Below are 22635 nucleotides of genomic sequence, written 5' to 3' on the forward strand. Positions count from 1 at the left end.
TCATTACACGGAGTAGAAAGGGAACGCATGAAAGCAGCACGCCCCGGTAAGTTGAAACGCCAGGAAGATCAGGCCAGCTTTGTAAGCTGGCGTTTTGCGTTGCTGTGCGGCTGTATTTTGCTGGCGTTGGTAGGGCTGATGCTGCGGGTGGCTTATCTGCAGGTGATTAACCCGGACCGCTTGGTAAAAGAAGGCGACATGCGCTCACTGCGCGTGCAGGAAGTACCGACTGCGCGCGGCATGATCAGCGATCGTTCAGGTCGGCCGCTGGCGGTAAGTGTGCCGGTGAATGCAATCTGGGCGGATCCGAAAGAGCTGAATGAGCGCGGTGGTATCACGCTGGATAGCCGCTGGAAAGCGTTATCCGATGCGCTGAATGTTCCGCTGGATCAGCTTTCTACCCGCATCAACGCCAACCCTAAAGGGCGCTTTGTCTATCTGGCGCGCCAGGTGAATCCGGCGATCGGCGACTACATTCGCAAGTTGAAACTGCCGGGTATTTACCTGCGTCAGGAATCCCGTCGCTACTATCCTTCCGGCCAGGTGACTTCGCACATCATTGGCGTGACCAACATTGACGGTCAGGGGATTGAAGGCGTCGAGAAGAGCTTTGACCGCTGGCTGACCGGGCAACCGGGCGAGAGAACCGTGCGTAAAGACCGCTTTGGCCGGGTCATCGAGGATATTTCTTCGGTGGACAGTCAGGCGGCGCATAACCTGGTGCTGAGCGTCGATGAGCGTCTGCAGGCATTGGTTTACCGCGAACTCAACAACGCCGTGGCCTTCAACAAGGCTGAATCCGGTACTGCGGTGCTGGTGGATGTGAATACCGGCGAAGTGTTGGCGATGGCCAACAGCCCGTCTTACAACCCGAACAATATGGCCGGTACGCCGAAAGAAACCATGCGTAACCGTGCTATCACCGATATTTTTGAGCCTGGTTCCACCGTAAAACCTATGGTGGTCATGACGGCATTGCAGCACGGCATTGTGAAAGAAAATAGCGTGCTGAATACCGTCCCTTACCGTATCAACGGCAAGGAAATCAGGGACGTTGCGCGTTACGCGGAACTCTCCCTGACCGGGATCTTGCAGAAGTCGAGTAACGTCGGCGTTTCACGGCTGGCGTTATCGATGCCGTCCTCAGCGTTAGTAGATACTTACTCTCGTTTTGGATTGGGAAAAGCGACCAATTTGGGGCTGGTCGGAGAAAGCAGTGGCATATACCCAAAAAAACAACGGTGGTCTGACATAGAGAGGGCCACCTTCTCTTTCGGCTATGGGCTAATGGTAACCCCGTTACAGTTAGCGCGAGTCTACGCAACGATCGGCAGTCTGGGCGTTTATCGCCCGCTGTCGATTACTAAAGTTGACCCACCGGTTGCCGGTGAGCGCGTCTTCCCCGAACCTCTGGTGCGCACCGTTGTGCACATGATGGAAAGCGTTGCCTTACCGGGCGGCGGTGGGGTGAAGGCGGCCATCAAGGGCTACCGCATAGCCATCAAAACCGGTACCGCCAAAAAAGTGGGCCCGGACGGCAAATACGTCAACAGATACATCGCTTATACCGCCGGCGTGGCGCCGGCCAGTAATCCTCGTTTTGCTCTGGTGGTGGTAATCAACGACCCGCAGGGTGGGAAATACTACGGTGGTGCGATCTCCGCGCCGGTGTTTGGCGCCATCATGGGCGGCGTATTGCGCACCATGAACGTTGAACCGGATGCGTTGCCTACCGTTGAGAAAAGCGATTTTGTAACTAACAGAAAAGAGGGTTCAGGTGGCAGATCGTAATTTGCGCGATTTACTCGCTCCGTGGGTGCCAACGGCTCCCGGGCGCGCGCTGCGGGAAATGACATTAGACAGCCGTATTGCGGCTGCCGGGGATCTGTTTGTCGCCGTTGTCGGCCATCAAACGGATGGACGCCGCTATATTCCGCAGGCCATCGCGCAGGGCGTTGCCGCTGTGATTGCCGAAGCTGAAGGCCAGGCCGAAGACGGCGCTATCACCCAAATGCACGGCGTGCCGGTGATTTACCTGAGCCAGCTCAACCAGCGCCTTTCCGCACTGGCCGGGCGTTTTTACCATGAACCGGCGGAACGTCTGCGTCTGGTCGGCGTTACGGGTACCAACGGCAAAACCACCACCACTCAGCTGCTGGCGCAGTGGGGCCAACTGCTGGGTGAAACCAGCGCCGTAATGGGCACCGTCGGCAATGGTTTGCTGGGCCAGGTTTGCCCAACAGAGAATACCACCGGCTCTGCGGTAGATGTTCAACACGTATTAAACGAGCTGGTCGATCGCGGCGCCACCTTCGCTGCGATGGAAGTTTCCTCCCACGGCCTGGTGCAAAACCGCGTGGCGGCGCTGCCGTTTGCCGCTGCGGTGTTTACCAACCTGAGCCGCGATCATCTGGACTACCACGGTGACATGGCCAATTACGAAGCGGCCAAGTGGTCGCTGTTCGCCAGTCACGAAGTGGGCCAGGCGATTATCAATGCCGATGACGAAGTCGGCCAGCGCTGGCTGAGTCAATTGCCGGATGCAGTCGCTGTCACCATGCAGGACAACCTGCAGCCTGGCTGCCACGGTCGCTGGCTGAAAACCACCGCGGTTAACTATCACGATAACGGCGCCACTATTCGCTTCAGCTCAAGCTGGGGCGACGGTGAGATTGAAAGCCGCCTGATGGGGGCTTTCAACGTCAGTAACTTGCTGTTGGCGTTGGCGACCCTGCTGTCGTTGGGGTATCCACTGGATGAACTGGTGGCCACCGGTAATCAGCTGCAACCGGTGTGTGGCCGCATGGAAGTTTTCAACGCGCCGGGTAAACCGACGGTGGTGGTCGATTACGCCCACACCCCGGATGCGCTGGAAAAAGCGTTGGAAGCCGCGCGCCTGCACTGCCAGGGGCAGTTATGGTGCGTGTTTGGCTGCGGCGGCGATCGCGACAAGGGCAAGCGTCCACTGATGGGCGGCATCGCCGAACAGTTCGCCGATCGCGTCGTTGTTACCGACGATAACCCTCGTACCGAAGAACCGCAGGCGATCATCGCCGATATCCTGACTGGCTTGCTGGATGCCGGACGCGCTCTGGTGATCCACGGTCGTGCGGAAGCCGTAACCAGCGCCATCATGCAGGCGAAAGAACAAGACGTGGTGCTGGTGGCCGGTAAGGGTCACGAGGATTACCAACTGGTGGGGAATCGCCGTCTGGATTACTCCGATCGCACCACCGTCGCGCGTTTGCTGGGGGTAGTAGCATGATCCCTGTCTCCCTTCAGGCACTGGCCGACGTATTGAGCGCTGAACTGATCGGCGCCGATTGCCAAATCGTTGAGGTGACGACAGATACCCGTCAGGTAACCGCCGGTTGCCTGTTTGTGGCATTGAAAGGTGAGCGTTTCGACGCTCACGATTTTGCTGTTGATGCTGTAGCCGCAGGCGCCGGGGCGTTGCTGGTAAGTAAGCGCTTATTGGTGGATGTTCCGCAACTGGTGGTGAAAGACACCCGTCTGGCGTTAGGCCAACTTGCTGCCTGGGTACGCAAGCAGGTACCGGCCCGAGTCGTGGCGTTAACCGGCTCATCGGGCAAGACTTCGGTGAAAGAGATGGCCGCCGCTATCCTGCGTGAGTGCGGCGAAGTGCTTTATACCGCCGGCAATTTCAATAATGACATCGGCGTGCCTTTGACGCTGCTGCGTTTGCAGCCGCAGCACGACTTTGCGGTGATTGAGCTGGGCGCTAACCACATTGGCGAAATCGCCTATACCACCGCATTAACTTGTCCGCAGACCGCCCTGGTAAATAACCTGGCGGCCGCTCACCTGGAAGGCTTTGGTTCCTTGGCCGGTGTTGCCCAGGCGAAGGGCGAAATTTTTACCGGCTTGCCGGCTGACGGCGTGGCGATCATCAACGCCGACAACAACGATTGGCCGCATTGGCAGAACATGCTGGAGGGGAAAACCGTTTGGCGATTCTCTCCGCAGGCGGCAGAAGGCGTCGATTTCTTCGCCAGCGATGTACAAGTCAACGGTGAAGGCACACAGTTTACGCTGCACAGCCCGTTCGGCACTGCACCTATCGCGCTGCCCCTTCCGGGGCGTCATAACGTCGCCAACGCGTTGGCGGCAACGGCACTGGCAATGTCGGCCGGTGCATCGCTCGAGGCCGTGCGTCAGGGGCTCAAACAACTGAAGGCGGTACCGGGACGTTTGTTCCCGATTGCCCTGTCTGCCGGCAAGCTGCTGTTGGATGACAGCTACAACGCCAACGTTGGCTCAATGACTGCCGCTGCGCAGGTACTGGCGGAAATGCCGGGTTACCGCGTGATGGTGGTGGGCGATATGGCAGAGCTGGGGGCGGAAGCTGAAGAGTGTCACCGTCAGGTGGGCGAAGCGGCTCGGCTGGCGGGAGTCGATAAGGTACTGGGCGTGGGGCCATTGAGCCAAACGCTGATTGCCGCCTCCGGTAACGGCGAACATTTTCAGGATAAGGCAGCGGTGACCGCGCGCGTGGCGGAATTACTGTCGGAACATGCGGTAATTACCGTGTTAATCAAGGGTTCACGTAGTGCCGCAATGGAGCAGGTAGTACGCGCGTTACAGGAGAAAGCACCATGTTAGTTTGGCTGGCCGAGCATTTGGTCAAATATTATTCCGGCTTCAACGTCTTTTCCTACCTGACGTTCCGAGCCATTGTCAGCCTGCTGACCGCGCTGTTCCTTTCCTTGTGGATGGGGCCGCGGGTGATCAAACGCCTGCAGGAGATGTCCTTCGGCCAGGTGGTGCGTAACGACGGTCCAGAGTCGCATTTCAGCAAGCGCGGCACGCCGACCATGGGCGGCATCATGATCCTGACCTCCATCACCGTTTCGGTGCTGATGTGGGCCTATCCGTCCAACCCTTATGTTTGGTGCGTACTGTTTGTGCTGGTGGGTTACGGCATCGTCGGTTTCGTTGACGACTACCGCAAGGTGGTGCGTAAAGACACCAAAGGGCTGATCGCCCGCTGGAAATACTTCTGGCAGTCGGTGATTGCGCTGGTGGTTGCTTTCGCCATGTATGCCGTAGGTAAAGACACGCCAGCCACCGAGCTGGTTGTGCCGTTCTTTAAGGACATCATGCCTCAGCTTGGCCTGTTGTACGTGCTGCTGGCTTACTTTGTCATCGTAGGGACCAGCAACGCGGTCAACCTGACCGACGGGCTGGACGGCCTGGCGATTATGCCGACGGTGTTCGTGGCCGCCGGTTTTGCACTGGTAGCCTGGGCGACCGGTAACATGAACTTCGCCAACTACCTGCACATTCCATATTTGCGCCACGCCGGTGAACTGGTGATCGTCTGTACCGCCATTGTCGGCGCCGGCCTGGGCTTTTTGTGGTTCAACACCTATCCGGCCCAGGTCTTCATGGGCGACGTGGGTTCGTTGGCGCTGGGCGGCGCGTTGGGCACCATTGCGGTGCTGCTGCGCCAAGAGTTTTTACTGTTGATTATGGGCGGCGTGTTCGTGGTTGAAACGCTGTCGGTGATTTTGCAGGTGGGGTCGTTCAAGCTGCGCGGGCAACGTATTTTCCGCATGGCGCCGATTCACCACCACTATGAATTGAAAGGCTGGCCGGAACCACGCGTGATCGTGCGCTTCTGGATTATTTCGCTGATGCTGGTGCTGATTGGCCTGGCGACGCTGAAGGTGCGGTAACTATGGCGGATTATCAGGGTAAGAAAGTGGTCATCATCGGGCTGGGCCTCACCGGCCTGTCCTGTGTTGATTTCTTTATGGCGCGCGGCGTAACGCCACGCGTTATGGATACCCGCATTTCACCTCCAGGGCTGGACAAGCTGCCTGAAAGCGTTGAGCGTCACCTGGGTGATTTGAATCAGGATTGGCTGTTGGCGGCGGATTTGATCGTCGCCAGTCCGGGCATGGCATTGGCGACCCCGGCATTGAGCGCTGCTGCAGAGGCGGGCGTAGAGATTGTCGGCGATATCGAATTGTTCTGCCGTGAAGCCCAGGCACCGATCGTGGCGATTACCGGTTCCAACGGTAAAAGCACCGTCACCACCCTGGTGGGTGAAATGGCAAAAGCCGCAGGTTGGGCGGTGGGCGTCGGTGGCAATATCGGCCTGCCTGCGTTGAGCCTGCTGCGTCAGGAATGCCAACTGTACGTGCTGGAGCTGTCGAGCTTCCAACTGGAAACCACTTACAGCCTGCACGCGGCTGCGGCGACCATTTTGAACGTCACCGAAGATCATATGGATCGCTATCCGTTTGGGCTGCAGCAATACCGTGCCGCCAAGCTGAAGGTCTATGAAAATGCCAGCCTGTGCGTGGTCAATGCCGACGACGCATTGACGATGCCGATTCGCGGGGCGGATCAGCGTTGCATCAGCTTTGGTGCCGATGTGGGCGACTATCACCTGAACCGCCAACTGGGCGAGACCTGGTTGCGCGTGCGCGGCGAGAAAATCCTGAACACCCGCGAAATGAAGCTGACTGGCCGCCATAACTACACCAATGCGTTGGCGGCGCTGGCACTGGCCGATGCGGTGAACATCCCGCGCGCTTCCAGCCTGAAAGCGTTGACCACCTATACCGGTTTGGCGCACCGCTTCCAATTGGCCTGGGAACATAACGGCGTTCGCTGGATTAACGATTCTAAAGCCACCAACGTTGGCAGTACCGAAGCGGCGTTGAATGGTCTGCAGGTGGACGGCACCTTGCACCTGCTGTTGGGCGGCGACGGTAAATCTGCCGATTTCTCCCCGCTGGCGCGCTACCTGCAAGGCGATAACGTTCGCCTTTACTGCTTCGGCCGTGATGGCGAACAGTTGGCTCAGCTGCGGCCGGAGGTCGCTACGCTGACCGAGACTATGGAACAGGCGATGCAGACGATAGCCGGCCGGGTGCAACCTGGCGATATGGTGCTGCTGTCACCTGCCTGTGCCAGCCTGGATCAGTTCCGCAATTTTGAAGTACGCGGCGACGAGTTTACTCGTTTGGCACAGGAGCTTGGCGGATGAGACTACGCTTGCCGAACTTCGGGCTGACAGAGCTCTTTAAAAACTGGGTGGCGGGATCGCGAGATAACGATTCGGTCAATATGGTGCTGTACGACCGTACCCTGCTGTGGCTGACCTTTGGGTTGGCCATTATCGGTTTTGTGATGGTGACTTCGGCTTCGATGCCGATCGGTCAGCGCCTGGCGGACGATCCGTTCTTGTTCGCCAAGCGTGATGCGTTGTACCTCGGGCTGGCGTTCGGTCTGTCGATGGTGACCTTGCGCATTCCGATGGAAGTCTGGCAGCGCTATAGCAACATCATGCTGCTGTTGTCGATTGTGATGCTGTTGATCGTATTGGTGGTCGGCAGCTCGGTAAACGGGGCATCGCGCTGGATCTCGCTGGGGCCGCTGCGTATTCAGCCGGCAGAGCTGTCCAAGCTGTCGCTGTTCTGTTACCTGGCGAGTTATCTGGTGCGCAAAGTAGAAGAGGTGCGCAGCAACTTCTGGGGCTTCTGCAAGCCGATGGGTGTCATGGTGGTGTTGGCCGTGCTGCTGCTGGCTCAGCCGGACCTCGGTACCGTGGTGGTGCTGTTTATCACCACGCTGGCAATGCTGTTCCTGGCCGGCGCGAAAATGTGGCAATTCCTGGCGATTATCGGATCCGGAGCCTTCGCGGTAGTGCTGTTGATCATCGCTGAACCTTACCGTATGCGCCGTGTGACTTCGTTCTGGAATCCGTGGGCCGATCCGTTCGGCAGCGGCTACCAGCTGACCCAGTCGCTGATGGCCTTTGGCCGTGGTGAGTTCTGGGGACAAGGGCTGGGCAATTCGGTGCAGAAACTCGAGTATTTGCCGGAAGCGCACACCGACTTTATCTTCTCGATTTTAGGCGAAGAACTGGGCTATATCGGTGTGGTTTTTGCATTGTTAATGGTATTCTGCGTCGCTTTTCGTGCTATGTCGATTGGCCGCCGTGCGCTGGAGATTGATCAGCGCTTTTCTGGCTTCTTGGCCTGCTCAATTGGCGTGTGGTTTAGCTTCCAGGCGCTGGTCAATGTCGGTGCCGCTGCCGGAATGCTCCCTACTAAAGGCTTAACGTTACCGCTGATAAGCTATGGCGGTTCGAGCCTGTTGATTATGTCGACGGCGATCGTGCTGTTGCTGCGTATTGATTATGAAACGCGTCTGGCTAAAGCCCAGGCGTTTGTGAAGAGGTAAGGGATGAGCGGGAAACCTAAGCGTTTAATGGTGATGGCAGGCGGTACCGGCGGACACGTTTTCCCGGGACTGGCAGTCGCACATCATCTGATGGCGCAAGGCTGGCAGGTGCGCTGGCTTGGAACCGCAGACCGAATGGAAGCCGATCTGGTGCCAAAGCACGGGATCGAGATTGATTTCATCCGTATTTCCGGCCTGCGTGGCAAAGGGCTGAAGGCCCAACTGAGCGCGCCGCTGCGTATCTGGCAAGCCGTACGTCAGGCGAAGGCGATTATGCGCAGCTACCAACCGGACGTGGTGCTGGGGATGGGGGGTTACGTTTCTGGTCCTGGCGGTTTGGCCGCATGGCTGTGCGGCATCCCGGTGGTGCTGCATGAACAAAACGGCATTGCCGGGCTGACCAACCGTTGGTTGGCGCGCATTGCCAAGAAGGTGCTGCAGGCCTTCCCTGGCGCGTTCCCCAATGCGGACGTGGTGGGCAACCCGGTACGCACTGACGTATTGGCGCTGCCGCTGCCGGCAGAGCGATTGACGGGGCGTGAAGGGCCCATTCGCGTACTGGTGATTGGCGGCAGTCAGGGTGCCCGGGTGCTGAATCAGACAGTTCCTGAAGTCGCGGCGAGATTGGGCGATAGAATTACGCTCTGGCATCAGGTAGGCAAAGGTGCGCTGGAAAATGTGTTGCGCGACTACGAGAGGGTAGGGCAGACGCAACACAAAGTGACCGAGTTTATTGATGACATGGCGGCGGCGTACGCTTGGGCTGATGTCGTGGTGTGCCGTTCCGGCGCGCTAACGGTCAGCGAGATCGCCGCTGCGGGCCTTCCTGCGATCTTCGTGCCTTTCATGCACAAAGACCGCCAACAGTATTGGAATGCCCGCCCGCTGGAAGAAGCCGGTGCGGCGAAGATTATCGAGCAACCGCAGTTTAACGCCGATGTGGTGGCGGAGCTGCTGGCTGGCTGGGATCGTCCTACGCTGCTGGCTATGGCCGAAAAGGCCCGTGCCGTGGCCATTGCGGATGCTACTGAACGCGTAGCTGCGGAGCTGGTGCGCGTCGCCAAATAATATGCAGGGGTCCGGTTCGCCGGGCCTGAATTAAAGAATGTCATGTAGGGGCCCGGCATGCCGGACCTGGATTAGAGAGAGTGATGAATACACAACAACTGGCGAAACTACGTACTATCGTGCCCGAGATGCGACGCGTCCGGCACATTCACTTTGTCGGCATCGGTGGCGCCGGCATGGGTGGTATCGCCGAAGTGTTGGCCAATGAAGGTTATCAAATCAGCGGTTCTGACCTGGCACCGAATCCGGTAACCCAGCAGCTGAGCGCGCTCGGGGCGACGATTTACTTCCATCACCGTCCGGAGAACGTACTGGATGCCAGCGTAGTCGTGGTTTCTACCGCGATTTCTGCCGACAACCCGGAAATTGTCGCCGCTCGTGAAGCGCGTATTCCGGTAATCCGCCGCGCAGAGATGTTGGCCGAACTGATGCGTTTTCGTCACGGCATCGCCGTTGCCGGTACGCATGGCAAGACCACGACCACGGCAATGGTGTCGAGCATTTATGCCGAAGCCGGTCTGGACCCGACCTTTGTTAACGGCGGGCTGGTGAAAGCGGCAGGAACTCATGCGCGTTTGGGCTCCAGCCGTTACCTGATTGCGGAAGCGGATGAGAGCGATGCTTCTTTCTTGCATCTGCAACCGATGGTGGCGATTGTCACCAATATCGAAGCCGACCATATGGAGACCTACCAGGGCGACTTCGAAAACCTGAAGCAGACGTTTATTAACTTTTTGCACAACCTGCCGTTCTACGGCCGTGCGGTGATGTGTATTGACGATCCGGTGGTGCGTGAATTGCTGCCACGCGTGGGTCGCCATATCACCACTTACGGTTTCAGCGACGATGCCGACGTTCGCATCGAGAGCTACCGTCAGGTTGGAGCCCAGGGCCACTTCACCCTGAGCCGCCAGGACAAGCCGCTGATGACGGTGACGCTGAATGCGCCGGGTCGTCACAACGCGTTGAACGCGGCGGCGGCAGTGGCGGTAGCAACGGAAGAGGGCATTGACGACGCCGATATCCTGCGTGCGTTGGCCAGCTTCCAGGGGACCGGTCGCCGCTTTGATTTCCTCGGCGAATTCCCGCTGGAGCCGGTAAATGGCAAAAGCGGCAGTGCGATGCTGGTGGACGACTATGGCCACCACCCGACCGAGGTCGACGCGACGCTGAAAGCCGCACGTGCAGGCTGGCCGGACAAGCGTCTGGTGATGATTTTCCAGCCGCACCGTTACACGCGTACTCGCGATCTGTATGACGACTTTGCCAATGTGCTGTCGCAGGTGGACGTGCTGCTGATGCTGGACGTTTACTCTGCCGGTGAAACGGCAATTCCGGGGGCGGACAGCCGCTCGCTGTGCCGCACCATCCGCAGCCGCGGCAAGCTGGATCCGATTCTGGTGTCTGATGCGGATACCGTGCCGGAAACCCTTGCAGGGTTGCTGCAAGCGGACGATTTAGTGCTGGTGCAGGGCGCCGGCAACGTGGGGAAAGTCGCACGCAAACTGGCTGAGCTGAAGCTGCAGCCTCAGAAAAAAGAGGAGGAACATCATGGCCGATAAAGTTGCCGTACTGCTGGGTGGCACCTCCGCTGAACGTGAAGTGTCATTGCAATCCGGTGCCGCCGTGCTGGCCGGGCTGCGTGAAGCCGGTATCGACGCTCACGGCATCGATATCCGTGATTTCCCGGTCACCCAGTTGAAAGAACATGGGTTTACCAAAGTATTTATCGCGCTGCATGGCCGAGGCGGTGAAGACGGCACCCTGCAAGGCATGCTGGAGTTCCTCGAACTGCCTTATACAGGCAGTGGCGTGATGGCTTCGGCACTGACCATGGACAAGTGGCGCACCAAAATGGTGTGGCAGTCGATGGGCCTGCCGGTGGCGCCTTATGTTGCGCTGAACCGTCAGCAATATGCCGGTGCAGAAAAAGAGGCGCTGATCGCGCGCGTAGAGGCCTTGGGCCTGCCGCTGATCGTCAAGCCGAGCCGTGAAGGCTCCAGCGTTGGTATGAGCAAAGTTACCGAGCGTGGCGCTCTTGAGGCGGCTCTGGAAGAAGGTTTCCGTCATGACGACGACGTGCTGGTCGAGAAGTGGCTGAGCGGTCCGGAATACACGGTAGCGATGCTGGGTGATCGAGTATTGCCTTCCATCCGGATTCAACCGGCCGGCGTGTTTTACGATTACCAGGCCAAGTACATCTCGGACGATACCCAGTATTTCTGTCCGAGCGGCCTGGGTGCGGAACAGGAAGCCGAAATGGCGTCTCTGGCGTTACGCGCCTATCGTGGGCTGGACTGCAGCGGCTGGGGCCGCGTTGATGTGATGCAGGATAGCGATGGCAGCTTCTATCTGCTTGAGGTGAATACCTCGCCGGGCATGACCAGTCATAGCCTGGTGCCGATGGCAGCGCGGCAGTCTGGTTTAAGCTTCTCGCAGCTGGTAGCGAGAATTTTGGAATTGGCCGACTGATATGTCGCAAGCTGCCCTGAATGCGCGTGAACGCGAGGTGGACAACAACCCGCGACGCAGCAATGGAACCCAGTTGGCGGGAATGATTTTCCTGTTGATGGTGTTGGGAACGGTCCTGTGGAGTGGGTGGGCGGTGATTGGCTGGATGAAAGACGCCAGCCGCCTGCCGCTGTCACGACTGGTGGTGACCGGTGAACGTCACTACACCACCAACGACGATATTCGTCAGGCTATCCTGGCGCTGGGATCGCCGGGGACGTTCATGACGCAGGATGTGGATATCATCCAGCAGCAGATTGAACGCCTGCCGTGGATCAAGCAGGCCAGCGTGCGTAAGCAGTGGCCGGATGAGCTGAAGATCCACCTGGTGGAATATGTCCCGGTGGCGCGCTGGAATGATTTGCACATGGTAGATGCCGAAGGCAAATCCTTCAGCGTGCCTGCAGAACGAATTGGCAAACAGAAGTTGCCGTTGCTGTATGGTCCGGAAGGGAGCGAACAGGATGTTCTTGAAGGTTACCGGACCATGAGCAGCATGTTAGCGGCCAGCAAATATACGCTGAAAATGGCGGCCATGAGCGCCCGCCATTCCTGGCAGCTGGCTTTGGATAATGATGTTCGGCTGGAGCTGGGACGCGACGATCGCACCGGACGCCTGCAGCGCTTTATCGAGCTTTACCCGGTATTGCAGCAGCAGGGACAGGCAGAAAGCAAGCGAGTCAGTTATGTCGACTTACGCTACGAGGCCGGTGCATCGGTAGGTTGGGCCCCCGTGTTTATCGACCCGCAGGCTGCAGGCGATCGGCAGAACAGTAATCAGCAACAGAATCAGGCACAGGCAAAACAACAATGATCAAGTCGACGGACAGAAAACTGGTAGTTGGACTGGAGATCGGTACTGCAAAAGTCTCCGCATTGGTAGGGGAAGTTCTGCCCGATGGCATGGTCAACATTATCGGGGTGGGCAGTTGCCCGTCTCGCGGTATGGATAAGGGTGGCGTTAACGACCTGGAGTCGGTAGTGAAGTGCGTACAGCGCGCTATCGATCAGGCCGAACTGATGGCGGATTGTCAGATTTCTTCGGTTTACCTCGCATTATCGGGTAAACACATCAGCTGCCAGAACGAAATAGGGATGGTTCCTATTTCCGAAGAGGAAGTGACACAGGAAGATGTGGAGAACGTGGTGCATACCGCTAAATCGGTACGCGTCCGTGATGAACACCGCATCCTGCACGTCATCCCTCAGGAATACGCCATCGATTATCAGGAAGGCATCAAAAACCCGGTTGGGTTGTCCGGCGTGCGTATGCAAGCCAAGGTGCACCTGATCACCTGCCATAACGATATGGCTAAGAACATCGTTAAGGCAGTAGAACGTTGTGGTCTGAAAGTTGACCAACTTATTTTCGCCGGTCTGGCCGCCAGCTATGCGGTACTGACCGAAGATGAGCGCGAACTCGGCGTTTGTGTGGTAGATATCGGCGGCGGCACCATGGATATGGCGGTGTACACCGGCGGTGCGCTGCGCCACACCAAAGTGATCCCTTACGCCGGGAACGTGGTCACCAGCGATATCGCTTACGCCTTCGGCACGCCGCCGACAGACGCGGAAGCGATCAAAGTTCGACACGGCTGTGCGCTTGGGTCGATTGTTAGCAAGGATGAAAGTGTAGAGGTGCCAAGCGTTGGAGGACGTCCTCCTCGGAGTCTGCAAAGACAGACACTGGCTGAAGTGATTGAGCCACGCTACACCGAACTGTTGAATCTGGTTAACGATGAAATTTTGCAATTGCAGGAGCAACTGCGTCAGCAAGGGGTGAAGCATCATCTGGCGGCGGGTATTGTGCTGACCGGTGGTGCCGCCCAGATTGATGGCCTGGCAGCCTGTGCGCAACGGGTGTTCCACACCCAGGTACGCATCGGCCAACCCTTGAACATCACGGGTCTGACGGATTATGCGCAGGAGCCTTACTACTCTACGGCGGTAGGTCTGCTGCACTATGGAAAAGAGTCTCACCTGAGCGGTGAGGCAGAAGTAGAAAAACGCGCCTCGGTGGGCAATTGGTTTAAACGTATCAATAGCTGGCTGAGAAAAGAGTTTTAATGTTTCAACAAAGAGATCATGCTGAGTAATCTTTTTATGATCTCGCAGCGACAGGCACAAAACGGAGAGAAACTATGTTTGAACCAATGGAACTAACCAATGACGCGGTGATTAAAGTCATCGGCGTCGGCGGTGGCGGTGGCAACGCCGTTGAACACATGGTGCGCGAGCGCATCGAAGGTGTTGAATTCTTTGCCGTGAATACAGACGCTCAGGCGCTTCGTAAAACGGCAGTTGGCCAAACCATCCAGATCGGTAGCGGTATTACCAAAGGTCTGGGTGCAGGCGCGAACCCTGAAGTGGGTCGCAATTCAGCGGAAGAAGACCGTGAAGCCCTGCGCGCCGCACTGGATGGTGCAGACATGGTCTTCATTGCAGCCGGCATGGGCGGCGGTACCGGTACCGGTGCAGCGCCAGTCGTCGCTGAAGTTGCTAAAGACCTGGGTATTCTGACAGTGGCCGTGGTGACCAAGCCTTTCAATTTTGAAGGCAAGAAACGCATGGCGTTCGCTGAGCAGGGTATCGCAGAATTGTCCAAACATGTGGACTCACTGATCACTATCCCGAACGACAAGCTGTTGAAAGTTCTGGGTCGCGGTATTTCTCTGTTGGACGCGTTTGGTGCGGCTAACGACGTGCTGAAAGGCGCGGTACAGGGTATTGCCGAACTGATCACCCGTCCGGGCCTGATGAACGTCGACTTCGCCGACGTGCGCACCGTAATGTCCGAAATGGGCTACGCGATGATGGGTTCCGGCGTTGCCTGTGGTGAAGACCGTGCTGAAGAAGCTGCGGAAATGGCGATCTCCAGCCCACTGCTGGAAGATATCGACCTGTCCGGCGCTCGCGGCGTGCTGGTCAACATCACCGCCGGCTTCGACCTGCGCTTGGATGAGTTCGAAACCGTGGGTAACACCATTCGTGCTTTCGCTTCCGACAACGCGACCGTGGTAATTGGTACGTCGCTGGATCCGGAAATGAACGACGAACTGCGTGTAACCGTGGTTGCGACCGGTATCGGCATGGACAAACGTCCGGAAATCACTCTGGTCACCAATAAACAGGCCAGCCAGCCAGTGATGGATCATCGCTACCAGCAGCACGGCATGTCGCCGCTGCCGCAGGAAGTGAAACCTGCCGCCAAGGTGGTTAACGATCCGACTGCGCAGCCTAATAAAGAGCCCGACTATCTTGATATTCCAGCCTTCCTGCGCAAGCAGGCAGACTAAGAATATCCTGAGAATTTGGAATCTCCGCTCTTTGTGCTAAACTGTCCCGCCAGCCATGCTGTATGCTTGGCTGGTAGGATTGATAACATTGCGAGATAAAACGATGATCAAACAAAGGACATTAAAACGTATTGTTCAGGCGACTGGTGTCGGTTTACATACCGGCAAGAAAGTCACGCTGACAATGCGACCCGCGGCGGCTAATACCGGGGTCATCTATCGTCGCACTGACTTGAATCCACCGGTTGATTTTCCGGCTGATGCAAAATCCGTGCGTGATACCATGCTCTGTACCTGCCTGGTCAATGAGCATGACGTGCGTATTTCTACCGTTGAGCATCTTAATGCCGCGCTGGCTGGGTTGGGCATCGACAACATCGTTATCGAAGTTGACGCTGCTGAAATCCCTATCATGGACGGCAGTGCCAGTCCGTTCGTCTTCCTGTTGCTGGATGCCGGCATTGAAGAACTGAACTCTGCGAAGAAATTCCTGCGTCTGAAAGACACCGTGCGTGTTGAAGATGGCGACAAGTGGGCCGAGCTGTCCCCGCATAACGGGTTCCGCCTGGACTTCACCATCGACTTCAACCACCCGGCGATCGACGCCAGTACGCAACGCTACCGCCTTGATTTCTCTGCCGACTCGTTCGTGCGTCAAATCAGCCGTGCGCGTACTTTCGGCTTCATGCGTGATATCGAATATTTACAGTCCCGTGGCCTGGCCCTGGGCGGCAGCTTTGACTGCGCTATCGTGGTAGATGATTACCGCGTGCTGAACGAAGACGGCCTGCGCTTCGAAGACGAATTCGTGCGTCACAAAATGCTGGACGCCATCGGCGACCTGTTCATGTGCGGCCATAATATCATTGGCGCGTTTACCGCGTACAAGTCTGGTCATGCGCTGAACAACAAGCTGCTTCAAGCAGTTCTGGCGAAACAGGAAGCGTGGGAATACGTCACCTTCCAGGACGAAGCCGAAATGCCACTGGCATTCAAAGCTCCGTCAACCGTATTGGCATAAGTCGATACCGCTGATTACTTATCACGACTGGTAGCGTTGGCACTCTCTCCGGCCAACGACGCCAGTCGTTCTAATATCTTGCGCAGTTTTTCCGGGCTCCGGCTCGCCAATACCCTTAATTCCCCAGCACTTTCCTGACTCAGATGACGCATAGGCACGCTTGACTGCGTATTTCCTGCCGTTTTTGCGGCGTCCTGCACCAGGTTGTTCCCTTTTGCCATCAAGGCCGGATTAATCCTGATGTCGATCGACGACAATGATGGTAGAATTTGCGCTCGTAGTGCTGATAATAAAGCCGGTTGTTCGTAACGTAGACGCATCATCCAGCTGGCATTTGCCGTTTCTAGCACTAAAATACCCTGTCGGAAATTTGCGACGCGGCACCAAGGATGCAGTTGAACGGGCAACAGGCCTTTCACTGCACGGTTAAGCTTAAGCAACGCGACTGCGCGTTGTTGGACGTTATGCAGTGGCCCTTTGTCTTCTGCAGACGCGTCGTCGAACAGGGAATCTAATAATTGTGGACGGCTATCGCGCATAATGGGCTCCGGCGGATTATAAACTCGTGATCGGTATTCTAAATCGTTGGCGACAATTTGGCAGACGTTATTTCTGGCCCCATCTCCTTTTAGGGATGGTTGCGGCCACGCTTGGCGTACCTACCAATCTGACCGGCAACCCCGATCAAGCCGCTCTGCCGAGCACCTCGTCCAGCCTGAACCGGCAAAACTCTGCCAGTGGCGCCTTCAATAGCCTGGCGTTACTGCAGGAAGCGCATCGTCGTCCGACCTTTAGCGTCGACTACTGGCACCAGCATGCGCTTCGTACCGTCATTCGTCACCTCTCTTTTGCGCTTGCGCCGCAGGCCGTTTACGCGCGGGTGCAGGAAAGCGAAGCGGAAGTGACCGAACCCCCATTGCAGGTGGCGCAACTGGCGCTGCTTTCTACCCTTAATGCGCTGCTGACGCACGAGCCGAAGCCGCCGACCATCATTCGCACCACTCACCACGCCGTGCTGCCCGCTGTTGCGCAGCATCAGGCCGGGTTGTGGCTTGCGCAAGTGCAGGGCATTCGCGCCGGACCTGCAGCCTTAAGCTGATTTCTTGCCCCTCGGGCGACAAAAAAACCTAAAAAATAACATCAAGTTGACTGCCTGTGTTGGCCGTCATGACAGAGATATCAAACATCATGTTAGTGAAATTATTGACCAAAGTTTTTGGTAGCCGTAACGATCGTACGCTGCGCCGCATGCGCAAATCGGTTGAGCTGATCAACCAGATGGAACCGGACATGGAAAAACTGTCCGATGACGAACTGAAAGCCAAGACCAACGAGTTCCGCGCGCGCCTGGAAAAGGGTGAAGTGTTGGAAAACCTGTTGCCTGAGGCCTTCGCGGTAGTGCGTGAGGCGAGCAAGCGCGTCTTCGGCATGCGTCACTTCGACGTGCAGCTGCTGGGCGGCATGGTGCTGAATGACCGCTGTATCGCAGAGATGCGCACCGGTGAAGGTAAAACCCTGACCGCAACCCTGCCAGCCTATCTGAACGCCCTGAGCGGTCGTGGCGTGCACGTGGTAACCGTCAACGACTATCTGGCGCAGCGTGACGCCGAGAACAACCGCCCGCTGTTCGAGTTCCTCGGTTTGAGCATCGGCATCAACCTGCCGGGCATGCCAGCACCGGCCAAGCGTGAAGCCTATGCCGCGGACATTACCTACGGCACCAACAACGAATACGGTTTCGACTATCTGCGCGACAACATGGCGTTCAGTCCGGAAGAGCGCGTTCAGCGCAAACTGCACTATGCACTGGTGGATGAGGTTGACTCCATCCTGATCGATGAAGCGCGTACGCCGTTGATCATCTCTGGCCCGGCTGAAGACAGCTCCGAGATGTACATCAAGGTTAACAAGCTGATCCCTAAACTGATCCGTCAGGAAAAAGAAGATTCGGATTCCTTCCAGGGCGAAGGCCACTTCTCGGTTGACGAAAAGGCGCGCCAGGTGCACCTGACCGAACGCGGCCTGATCCTGATCGAAGAAATGCTGATGGAAGCCGGCATCATGGACGAAGGGGAGTCACTGTACTCACCGACCAACATCATGCTGATGCACCACGTGACCGCGGCTCTGCGTGCCCATGTGCTGTTTACCCGTGACGTTGACTACATCGTAAAAGACGGTGAAGTCATCATCGTCGACGAACACACCGGCCGTACCATGCACGGCCGTCGCTGGTCCGATGGACTGCACCAGGCGGTGGAAGCCAAAGAAGGCGTGGAAATCCAGAACGAAAACCAGACCCTGGCCTCCATCACCTTCCAGAACTACTTCCGCCTGTACGAGAAGCTGGCTGGGATGACCGGTACCGCCGACACCGAAGCTTTTGAATTCAGCTCGATCTACAAGCTGGATACCATCGTGGTGCCGACCAACCGTCCAATGCTGCGTAAAGACATGCCGGATCTGGTCTACATGACCGAGCATGAGAAGATTGGCGCCATCATTGAAGATATTCGTGAGCGTACCGCTAACGGCCAGCCGGTTCTGGTCGGTACGATTTCAATCGAGAAATCCGAAGTGGTTTCGCGTGAGCTGGAGAAAGCCGGTATCGCCCATAAGGTGTTGAACGCCAAGTTCCACGCCATGGAAGCGGACATCGTTGCTCAGGCCGGCCAGACCTCTGCGGTTACCATCGCTACCAACATGGCCGGTCGTGGTACCGACATCGTGTTGGGCGGCAGCTGGCAGGCAGAGATTGCCCAGTTGGAAGATCCAACCGAAGAGCAAATCGCGGCGATTAAAGACGCCTGGAAAATCCGTCACGATGCTGTACTGGCAGCCGGTGGCCTGCACATCATTGGTACCGAGCGTCATGAATCACGCCGTATCGATAACCAGTTGCGCGGCCGTTCCGGTCGTCAGGGGGATGCCGGTTCATCCCGCTTCTACCTGTCGATGGAAGATGCCCTGATGCGTATTTTCGCCTCCGATCGCGTTTCCAACATGATGCGTAAATTGGGGATGAAAGAAGGTGAGGCCATTGAGCACCCATGGGTCACCAAAGCGATTGCCAACGCCCAGCGTAAAGTAGAAAGCCGCAACTTCGACATTCGTAAGCAACTGCTGGAATACGATGACGTGGCCAACGATCAGCGCCGCGCGATCTACAGCCAGCGTAACGAACTGCTGGACGTGTCTGACGTTAGCGAAACCATTGCCAGCATCCGTGAAGACGTGTTCAAAACCACTATCGACGGCTACATTCAACCGCAGTCGCTGGAAGAAGAGTGGGATATTCAGGGGCTGACCGAACGTCTGAAAAACGATTTCGATCTGGATATGCCTATCGCCGAATGGTTGGATAAAGAGCCTGAGCTGCACGAAGAAACGCTGCGTGAGCGTATTCTGGAAAAAGCCAAGGAAGAGTACCAGCGTAAAGAAGAAGTGGTTGGCACCGAGATGATGCGCAACTTCGAGAAAGGCGTGATGCTGCAGACGCTGGATTCCCTGTGGAAAGAGCATCTGGCGGCCATGGACTACCTGCGTCAGGGCATCCATCTGCGCGGTTATGCGCAGAAAGATCCTAAGCAGGAGTACAAGCGCGAGTCCTTCAACATGTTCGCTACCATGCTGGAATCACTGAAGCATGAAGTGATCAGCGTGCTGAGCAAGGTTCAGGTGCGGATGCCGGAAGAGGTTGAAGCCTTGGAACTGCAGCGTCGTGAAGAAGCCGAGCGTCTGGCCAAACAGCAGCAGCTGAGCCACTATGAAGAAAACGCGCTGGTGACTGAAGATCCTAATGCGCCGACCATCGCAGAACGTAAAGTGGGCCGTAACGATCCGTGCCCATGCGGTTCCGGTAAAAAATACAAACAGTGTCACGGTCGTCTGCAGAACTAAGCCGACACTGTTTAACGAATAAAACCCAGGGGTTCAGCGTGCTGAGCCCCTGTTTTTTGGGCCGCATTCTGCGCTCCAATAACTCAATAAAGAGGATGCGATGAAACATCTGAATATCGCCGTCGGCATCATTCGTAACGCCCAGCAGGAAATCTTCATTACCCGCCGCGCGGCCGATTCGCATATGGCCGGTTTCTGGGAGTTTCCCGGCGGCAAAATTGAACAGGGGGAGACGCCGGAACAGGCGCTTAGCCGTGAATTATTGGAAGAGACCGGCATTGAAGCCCAGCGTGCGGAGTTGTTGGACGTGCTTGAGCATCAGTTTAGCGATCGCATCGTCACGTTGAATTTCTATCTGGTGGAAGCCTGGGCCGGTGAACCCTTCGGTCGCGAAGGCCAGCCTATGCGCTGGGTAAAACAGGCTGACCTGCGGGAAGAAGAGTTCCCTCAGGCCAATATCAGCATTATCAAACTGCTGGTGGAGCAGGCAAAGGCTGCCGAGTAATACAACCGGCCTGGCGGCTGCCGGGCCGATCAGAACGACGATCAGCGATCGTCTGCTTCACTCCACTCTTCGCTTTCGGAAAGATCGCTGTTGCTGGGAATGCGCTTCTCTTCATCGGCCCATTCGCCCAGATCAATCAGCTGACAGCGTTTGCTGCAAAACGGACGAAATGGGCTCACCTCTCCCCAAACCACACCTTTGCCACAGGTTGGGCATTTCACTACGGTAGTCATATCTATTCCTTACTCCCTTCCAACGCGTGAAAGGTCTTGATGTCATTGGGTCAGCAACAGGCCAACTCAAAGGTTAGTCGTTCCGGCACCACGCCGAGCTCACTGTCCAGCGGCAGAAAGCGAATCGCATAGCGCGTCTTATGGCCGGAAATTTGTGGGTAAAGCTGGTGCGCCAGATTGATGCGTAAGCGCAGCAGATCCGCCCCCTCGGCGTTATCCTGGAAAAAACCGTTCAGGCTGATCTGATTGCGAAATGGGCCGGCCTGACGGATCAGATCCAGCACCATAGTCAGTGCCTGGTTTAATGGTTCCAGCGTTTGCAACCATTCGGCTACGTCGTTATCTCGCTCTTGCTGTGGTGCATGCATCCACATGTGCAGCGTCGGCAAGTCAAAGCTGCAGCACCCACCGGGGATGCTCAGGCGTTGCCGTACCAGACTAATCAACCGATCTTCGCGCAGCGCCTGACCCAGTCGCGGCGCAGACATCAGTGCGGCACCACGTTGCTTCAACTGGTTGCGTAACTGATCCACCAGCGACATATCGACGCCCGGAACATCGGCCCACGCCAGCAATTTTTGCTGCTGACGCTCCAACTCTTTCAGTAACTCGGTACGTACTTCACCGCGCTCCAGCACGTCCAGCAGATCGGCGATTGTGCGGAAAAAGGTCAGGGCGATGGCCGTTTCGCTTAAGGCTCGCTGGCCATGCAGCTGTTGCAGCAAAAATTCCATGCGCAGCCAGGTGCGCATTTTTTCATTCAACGGATGTTCAAAAAGAACGCTTGGGGAAACATCACTCATTCAGTTTAATCCTGTCGGGTCGCTGATGCCGCCAGCTCAAGGTAACGGCAATGCAGTGCGGCAACCAATGGCTCTATCCCCTGAGCGGTGCCGCTATTATCAATGATGTCGTCTGCAGCGGCCAGGCGCTGCTCACGCGTGACCTGTGCGGACAGTATGTTCTGTGCCTGCTGACGGCTGATACCGTCGCGGGCGATGGTTCTGGCCAACTGAGTCTCGCTGTCGACGTCAACCACCAGCACGCGATCGGCGCGCGCCTGCAGGTTGTTCTCGACCAGCAATGGCACCACCCAGAGAGCGTAGGGGCTGGTAACTTGCGCCAGTTGACGTTGAGTTTCCTGATGAATCAGCGGGTGCAGCAGTTGGTTTAGCCAACCCTTTTCATCAGGGTTACTGAAGATACACTGACGTAAGGCGGCACGGTTCAGTGAACCGTCCGGCTGCAACATTTCATTACCAAAACGTTCGGCGATGGCAGCCAGTGCCGGGGTTCCTGGCTCGACAACCTGCCGGGCGATAACGTCAGCATCGACCACCGTCACGCCGTGGCGAGCGAAGGCGTCTGCCACGGTGGACTTACCGCTGCCGATACCCCCTGTCAACGCAACAATGTAGGCCATGGTAGGGAATGCACCTGAGGTTCATAAAAAAATAATAGACGAATCATAAAGCGATCGCACAGAAGTGCAAGTAAGCCGGCGGCGCTTGCCGTGCCGCTTAGGCTGTACGGTGATAAAAAGCGCAGCCGGAAAGGGAAAATGAGTGGGAGGTCACACTGCGGTGTCGCAGGTAAATTTGTCGGATTGTAGCGCAAAAAAAGGAGAATTCGCAGTCTTGTCCGGCGATTATTAGCGCGTATGATAGCGTCACTGGAACTGGCATTAATCTATACCCGTCATTCTTCAAGCTGCAGGTGTGTTGACTGCGAGCGTTCACCCGAATCACTTACATAAGTAAGCTCATCGGGACTCTCGCCCTTGTCGCCTTCCTGCAACTCGAATTATTTAGGGGATACCCCGTCGCTTTTCAAGCCATTGCGTTTTGCGATCCGTCGCCATAAACCAGGAAATCATAAGTC

The 22635-nt window shown here is 56.8% G+C and carries 20 protein-coding genes; 16 read left to right on the plus strand and 4 right to left on the minus strand.

Features of this window, described 5'->3' with window-relative positions:
* Positions 1-27: 27 nt before the first annotated feature.
* From H0S68_RS03395 to lpxC, 13 genes are all read left to right on the plus strand, one after another.
* A complete protein-coding gene (locus tag H0S68_RS03395) occupies positions 28-1791 on the plus strand; it encodes a peptidoglycan glycosyltransferase FtsI (protein WP_122077173.1) in 1764 nt (587 codons plus the stop codon).
* Positions 1778-3265: a UDP-N-acetylmuramoyl-L-alanyl-D-glutamate--2,6-diaminopimelate ligase gene (murE, locus tag H0S68_RS03400; RefSeq protein WP_020825206.1), complete on the plus strand. Its 1488-nt coding sequence runs from the start codon at positions 1778-1780 to the stop codon at positions 3263-3265. Before H0S68_RS03395 ends, murE begins: the two co-directional genes overlap by 14 nt.
* Positions 3262-4623 carry a UDP-N-acetylmuramoyl-tripeptide--D-alanyl-D-alanine ligase gene (murF, locus tag H0S68_RS03405; RefSeq protein WP_217331535.1) on the plus strand — a complete coding sequence of 454 codons (1362 nt, stop codon included), beginning with the start codon at positions 3262-3264 and terminating at the stop codon, positions 4621-4623. The genes murE and murF overlap by 4 nt, the downstream gene beginning before the upstream one ends.
* Entirely contained in the window at positions 4617-5699 is a 1083-nt protein-coding gene (gene mraY / locus H0S68_RS03410; RefSeq protein WP_012005208.1) for a phospho-N-acetylmuramoyl-pentapeptide-transferase, read from the plus strand. The genes murF and mraY overlap by 7 nt, the downstream gene beginning before the upstream one ends.
* A 2-nt stretch (positions 5700-5701) precedes the next feature.
* Positions 5702-7021: a UDP-N-acetylmuramoyl-L-alanine--D-glutamate ligase gene (gene murD / locus H0S68_RS03415; protein WP_046374520.1), complete on the plus strand. Its 1320-nt coding sequence runs from the start codon at positions 5702-5704 to the stop codon at positions 7019-7021.
* Positions 7018-8220, plus strand: coding sequence for a cell division protein FtsW (gene ftsW, locus H0S68_RS03420; RefSeq protein WP_020825209.1), 1203 nt, complete (start codon positions 7018-7020; stop codon positions 8218-8220). The genes murD and ftsW overlap by 4 nt, the downstream gene beginning before the upstream one ends.
* 3 nt (positions 8221-8223) lie before the next feature.
* Entirely contained in the window at positions 8224-9288 is a 1065-nt protein-coding gene (gene murG, locus H0S68_RS03425; protein WP_410529152.1) for an undecaprenyldiphospho-muramoylpentapeptide beta-N-acetylglucosaminyltransferase, read from the plus strand.
* Between the two features lie 83 nt (positions 9289-9371).
* Entirely contained in the window at positions 9372-10850 is a 1479-nt protein-coding gene (gene murC, locus H0S68_RS03430; RefSeq protein ID WP_020825211.1) for a UDP-N-acetylmuramate--L-alanine ligase, read from the plus strand.
* Positions 10840-11760, plus strand: coding sequence for a D-alanine--D-alanine ligase (locus H0S68_RS03435; protein WP_046374517.1), 921 nt, complete (start codon positions 10840-10842; stop codon positions 11758-11760). The genes murC and H0S68_RS03435 overlap by 11 nt, the downstream gene beginning before the upstream one ends.
* Before the next feature lies 1 nt (position 11761).
* Positions 11762-12613, plus strand: a complete 852-nt coding sequence (gene ftsQ, locus H0S68_RS03440; protein ID WP_020825213.1) for a cell division protein FtsQ — start codon at positions 11762-11764, stop codon at positions 12611-12613.
* Entirely contained in the window at positions 12610-13866 is a 1257-nt protein-coding gene (gene ftsA, locus H0S68_RS03445; RefSeq protein WP_004950148.1) for a cell division protein FtsA, read from the plus strand. The genes ftsQ and ftsA overlap by 4 nt, the downstream gene beginning before the upstream one ends.
* 74 nt (positions 13867-13940) lie before the next feature.
* Complete coding sequence (ftsZ, locus tag H0S68_RS03450; RefSeq protein WP_004950150.1) at positions 13941-15095, plus strand: cell division protein FtsZ; 1155 nt, start codon at positions 13941-13943, stop codon at positions 15093-15095.
* A gap of 103 nt (positions 15096-15198) precedes the next feature.
* Positions 15199-16116, plus strand: a complete 918-nt coding sequence (gene lpxC / locus H0S68_RS03455; protein WP_037426060.1) for a UDP-3-O-acyl-N-acetylglucosamine deacetylase — start codon at positions 15199-15201, stop codon at positions 16114-16116.
* Between the two features lie 14 nt (positions 16117-16130).
* Here lpxC and H0S68_RS03460 read toward each other — a convergent pair whose 3' ends face one another.
* Positions 16131-16655 carry a DUF721 domain-containing protein gene (locus H0S68_RS03460; protein ID WP_020825215.1) on the minus strand — a complete coding sequence of 175 codons (525 nt, stop codon included), beginning with the start codon at positions 16653-16655 and terminating at the stop codon, positions 16131-16133.
* A gap of 26 nt (positions 16656-16681) precedes the next feature.
* Here H0S68_RS03460 and secM point away from each other — a divergent pair, with 26 nt between their 5' ends.
* The 3 genes from secM (at position 16682) to mutT (ending at position 20521) form a co-directional block, all read left to right on the plus strand.
* Entirely contained in the window at positions 16682-17215 is a 534-nt protein-coding gene (gene secM, locus H0S68_RS03465; RefSeq protein WP_046374516.1) for a secA translation cis-regulator SecM, read from the plus strand.
* 89 nt (positions 17216-17304) lie between these two features.
* The gene (gene secA, locus H0S68_RS03470; RefSeq protein ID WP_046374515.1) at positions 17305-20016 is read left to right on the plus strand and encodes a preprotein translocase subunit SecA; all 2712 of its coding nucleotides are present in this window, start codon (positions 17305-17307) and stop codon (positions 20014-20016) included.
* 100 nt (positions 20017-20116) lie between these two features.
* Positions 20117-20521 (plus strand): 8-oxo-dGTP diphosphatase MutT, encoded by a 405-nt coding sequence (gene mutT, locus H0S68_RS03475; RefSeq protein ID WP_142815931.1) that lies wholly within the window; start codon positions 20117-20119, stop codon positions 20519-20521.
* A gap of 41 nt (positions 20522-20562) precedes the next feature.
* Here mutT and yacG read toward each other — a convergent pair whose 3' ends face one another.
* Genes yacG through coaE form a run of 3 tightly spaced genes read right to left on the minus strand, consistent with a single transcriptional unit; the run spans position 20563 to position 22177 of the window.
* On the minus strand, positions 20563-20754 hold the full coding sequence (yacG, locus tag H0S68_RS03480; RefSeq protein WP_020825219.1) for a DNA gyrase inhibitor YacG: 192 nt from the start codon (positions 20752-20754) through the stop codon (positions 20563-20565).
* A gap of 50 nt (positions 20755-20804) precedes the next feature.
* Positions 20805-21557, minus strand: coding sequence for a cell division protein ZapD (zapD, locus tag H0S68_RS03485; protein ID WP_020825220.1), 753 nt, complete (start codon positions 21555-21557; stop codon positions 20805-20807).
* Between the two features lie 5 nt (positions 21558-21562).
* Positions 21563-22177: a dephospho-CoA kinase gene (coaE, locus tag H0S68_RS03490; RefSeq protein ID WP_410529153.1), complete on the minus strand. Its 615-nt coding sequence runs from the start codon at positions 22175-22177 to the stop codon at positions 21563-21565.
* Positions 22178-22635: the final 458 nt, after the last annotated feature.

The organism is Serratia sp. AXJ-M, from assembly GCF_046531865.1.
GTDB lineage: Bacteria > Pseudomonadota > Gammaproteobacteria > Enterobacterales > Enterobacteriaceae > Serratia > Serratia liquefaciens.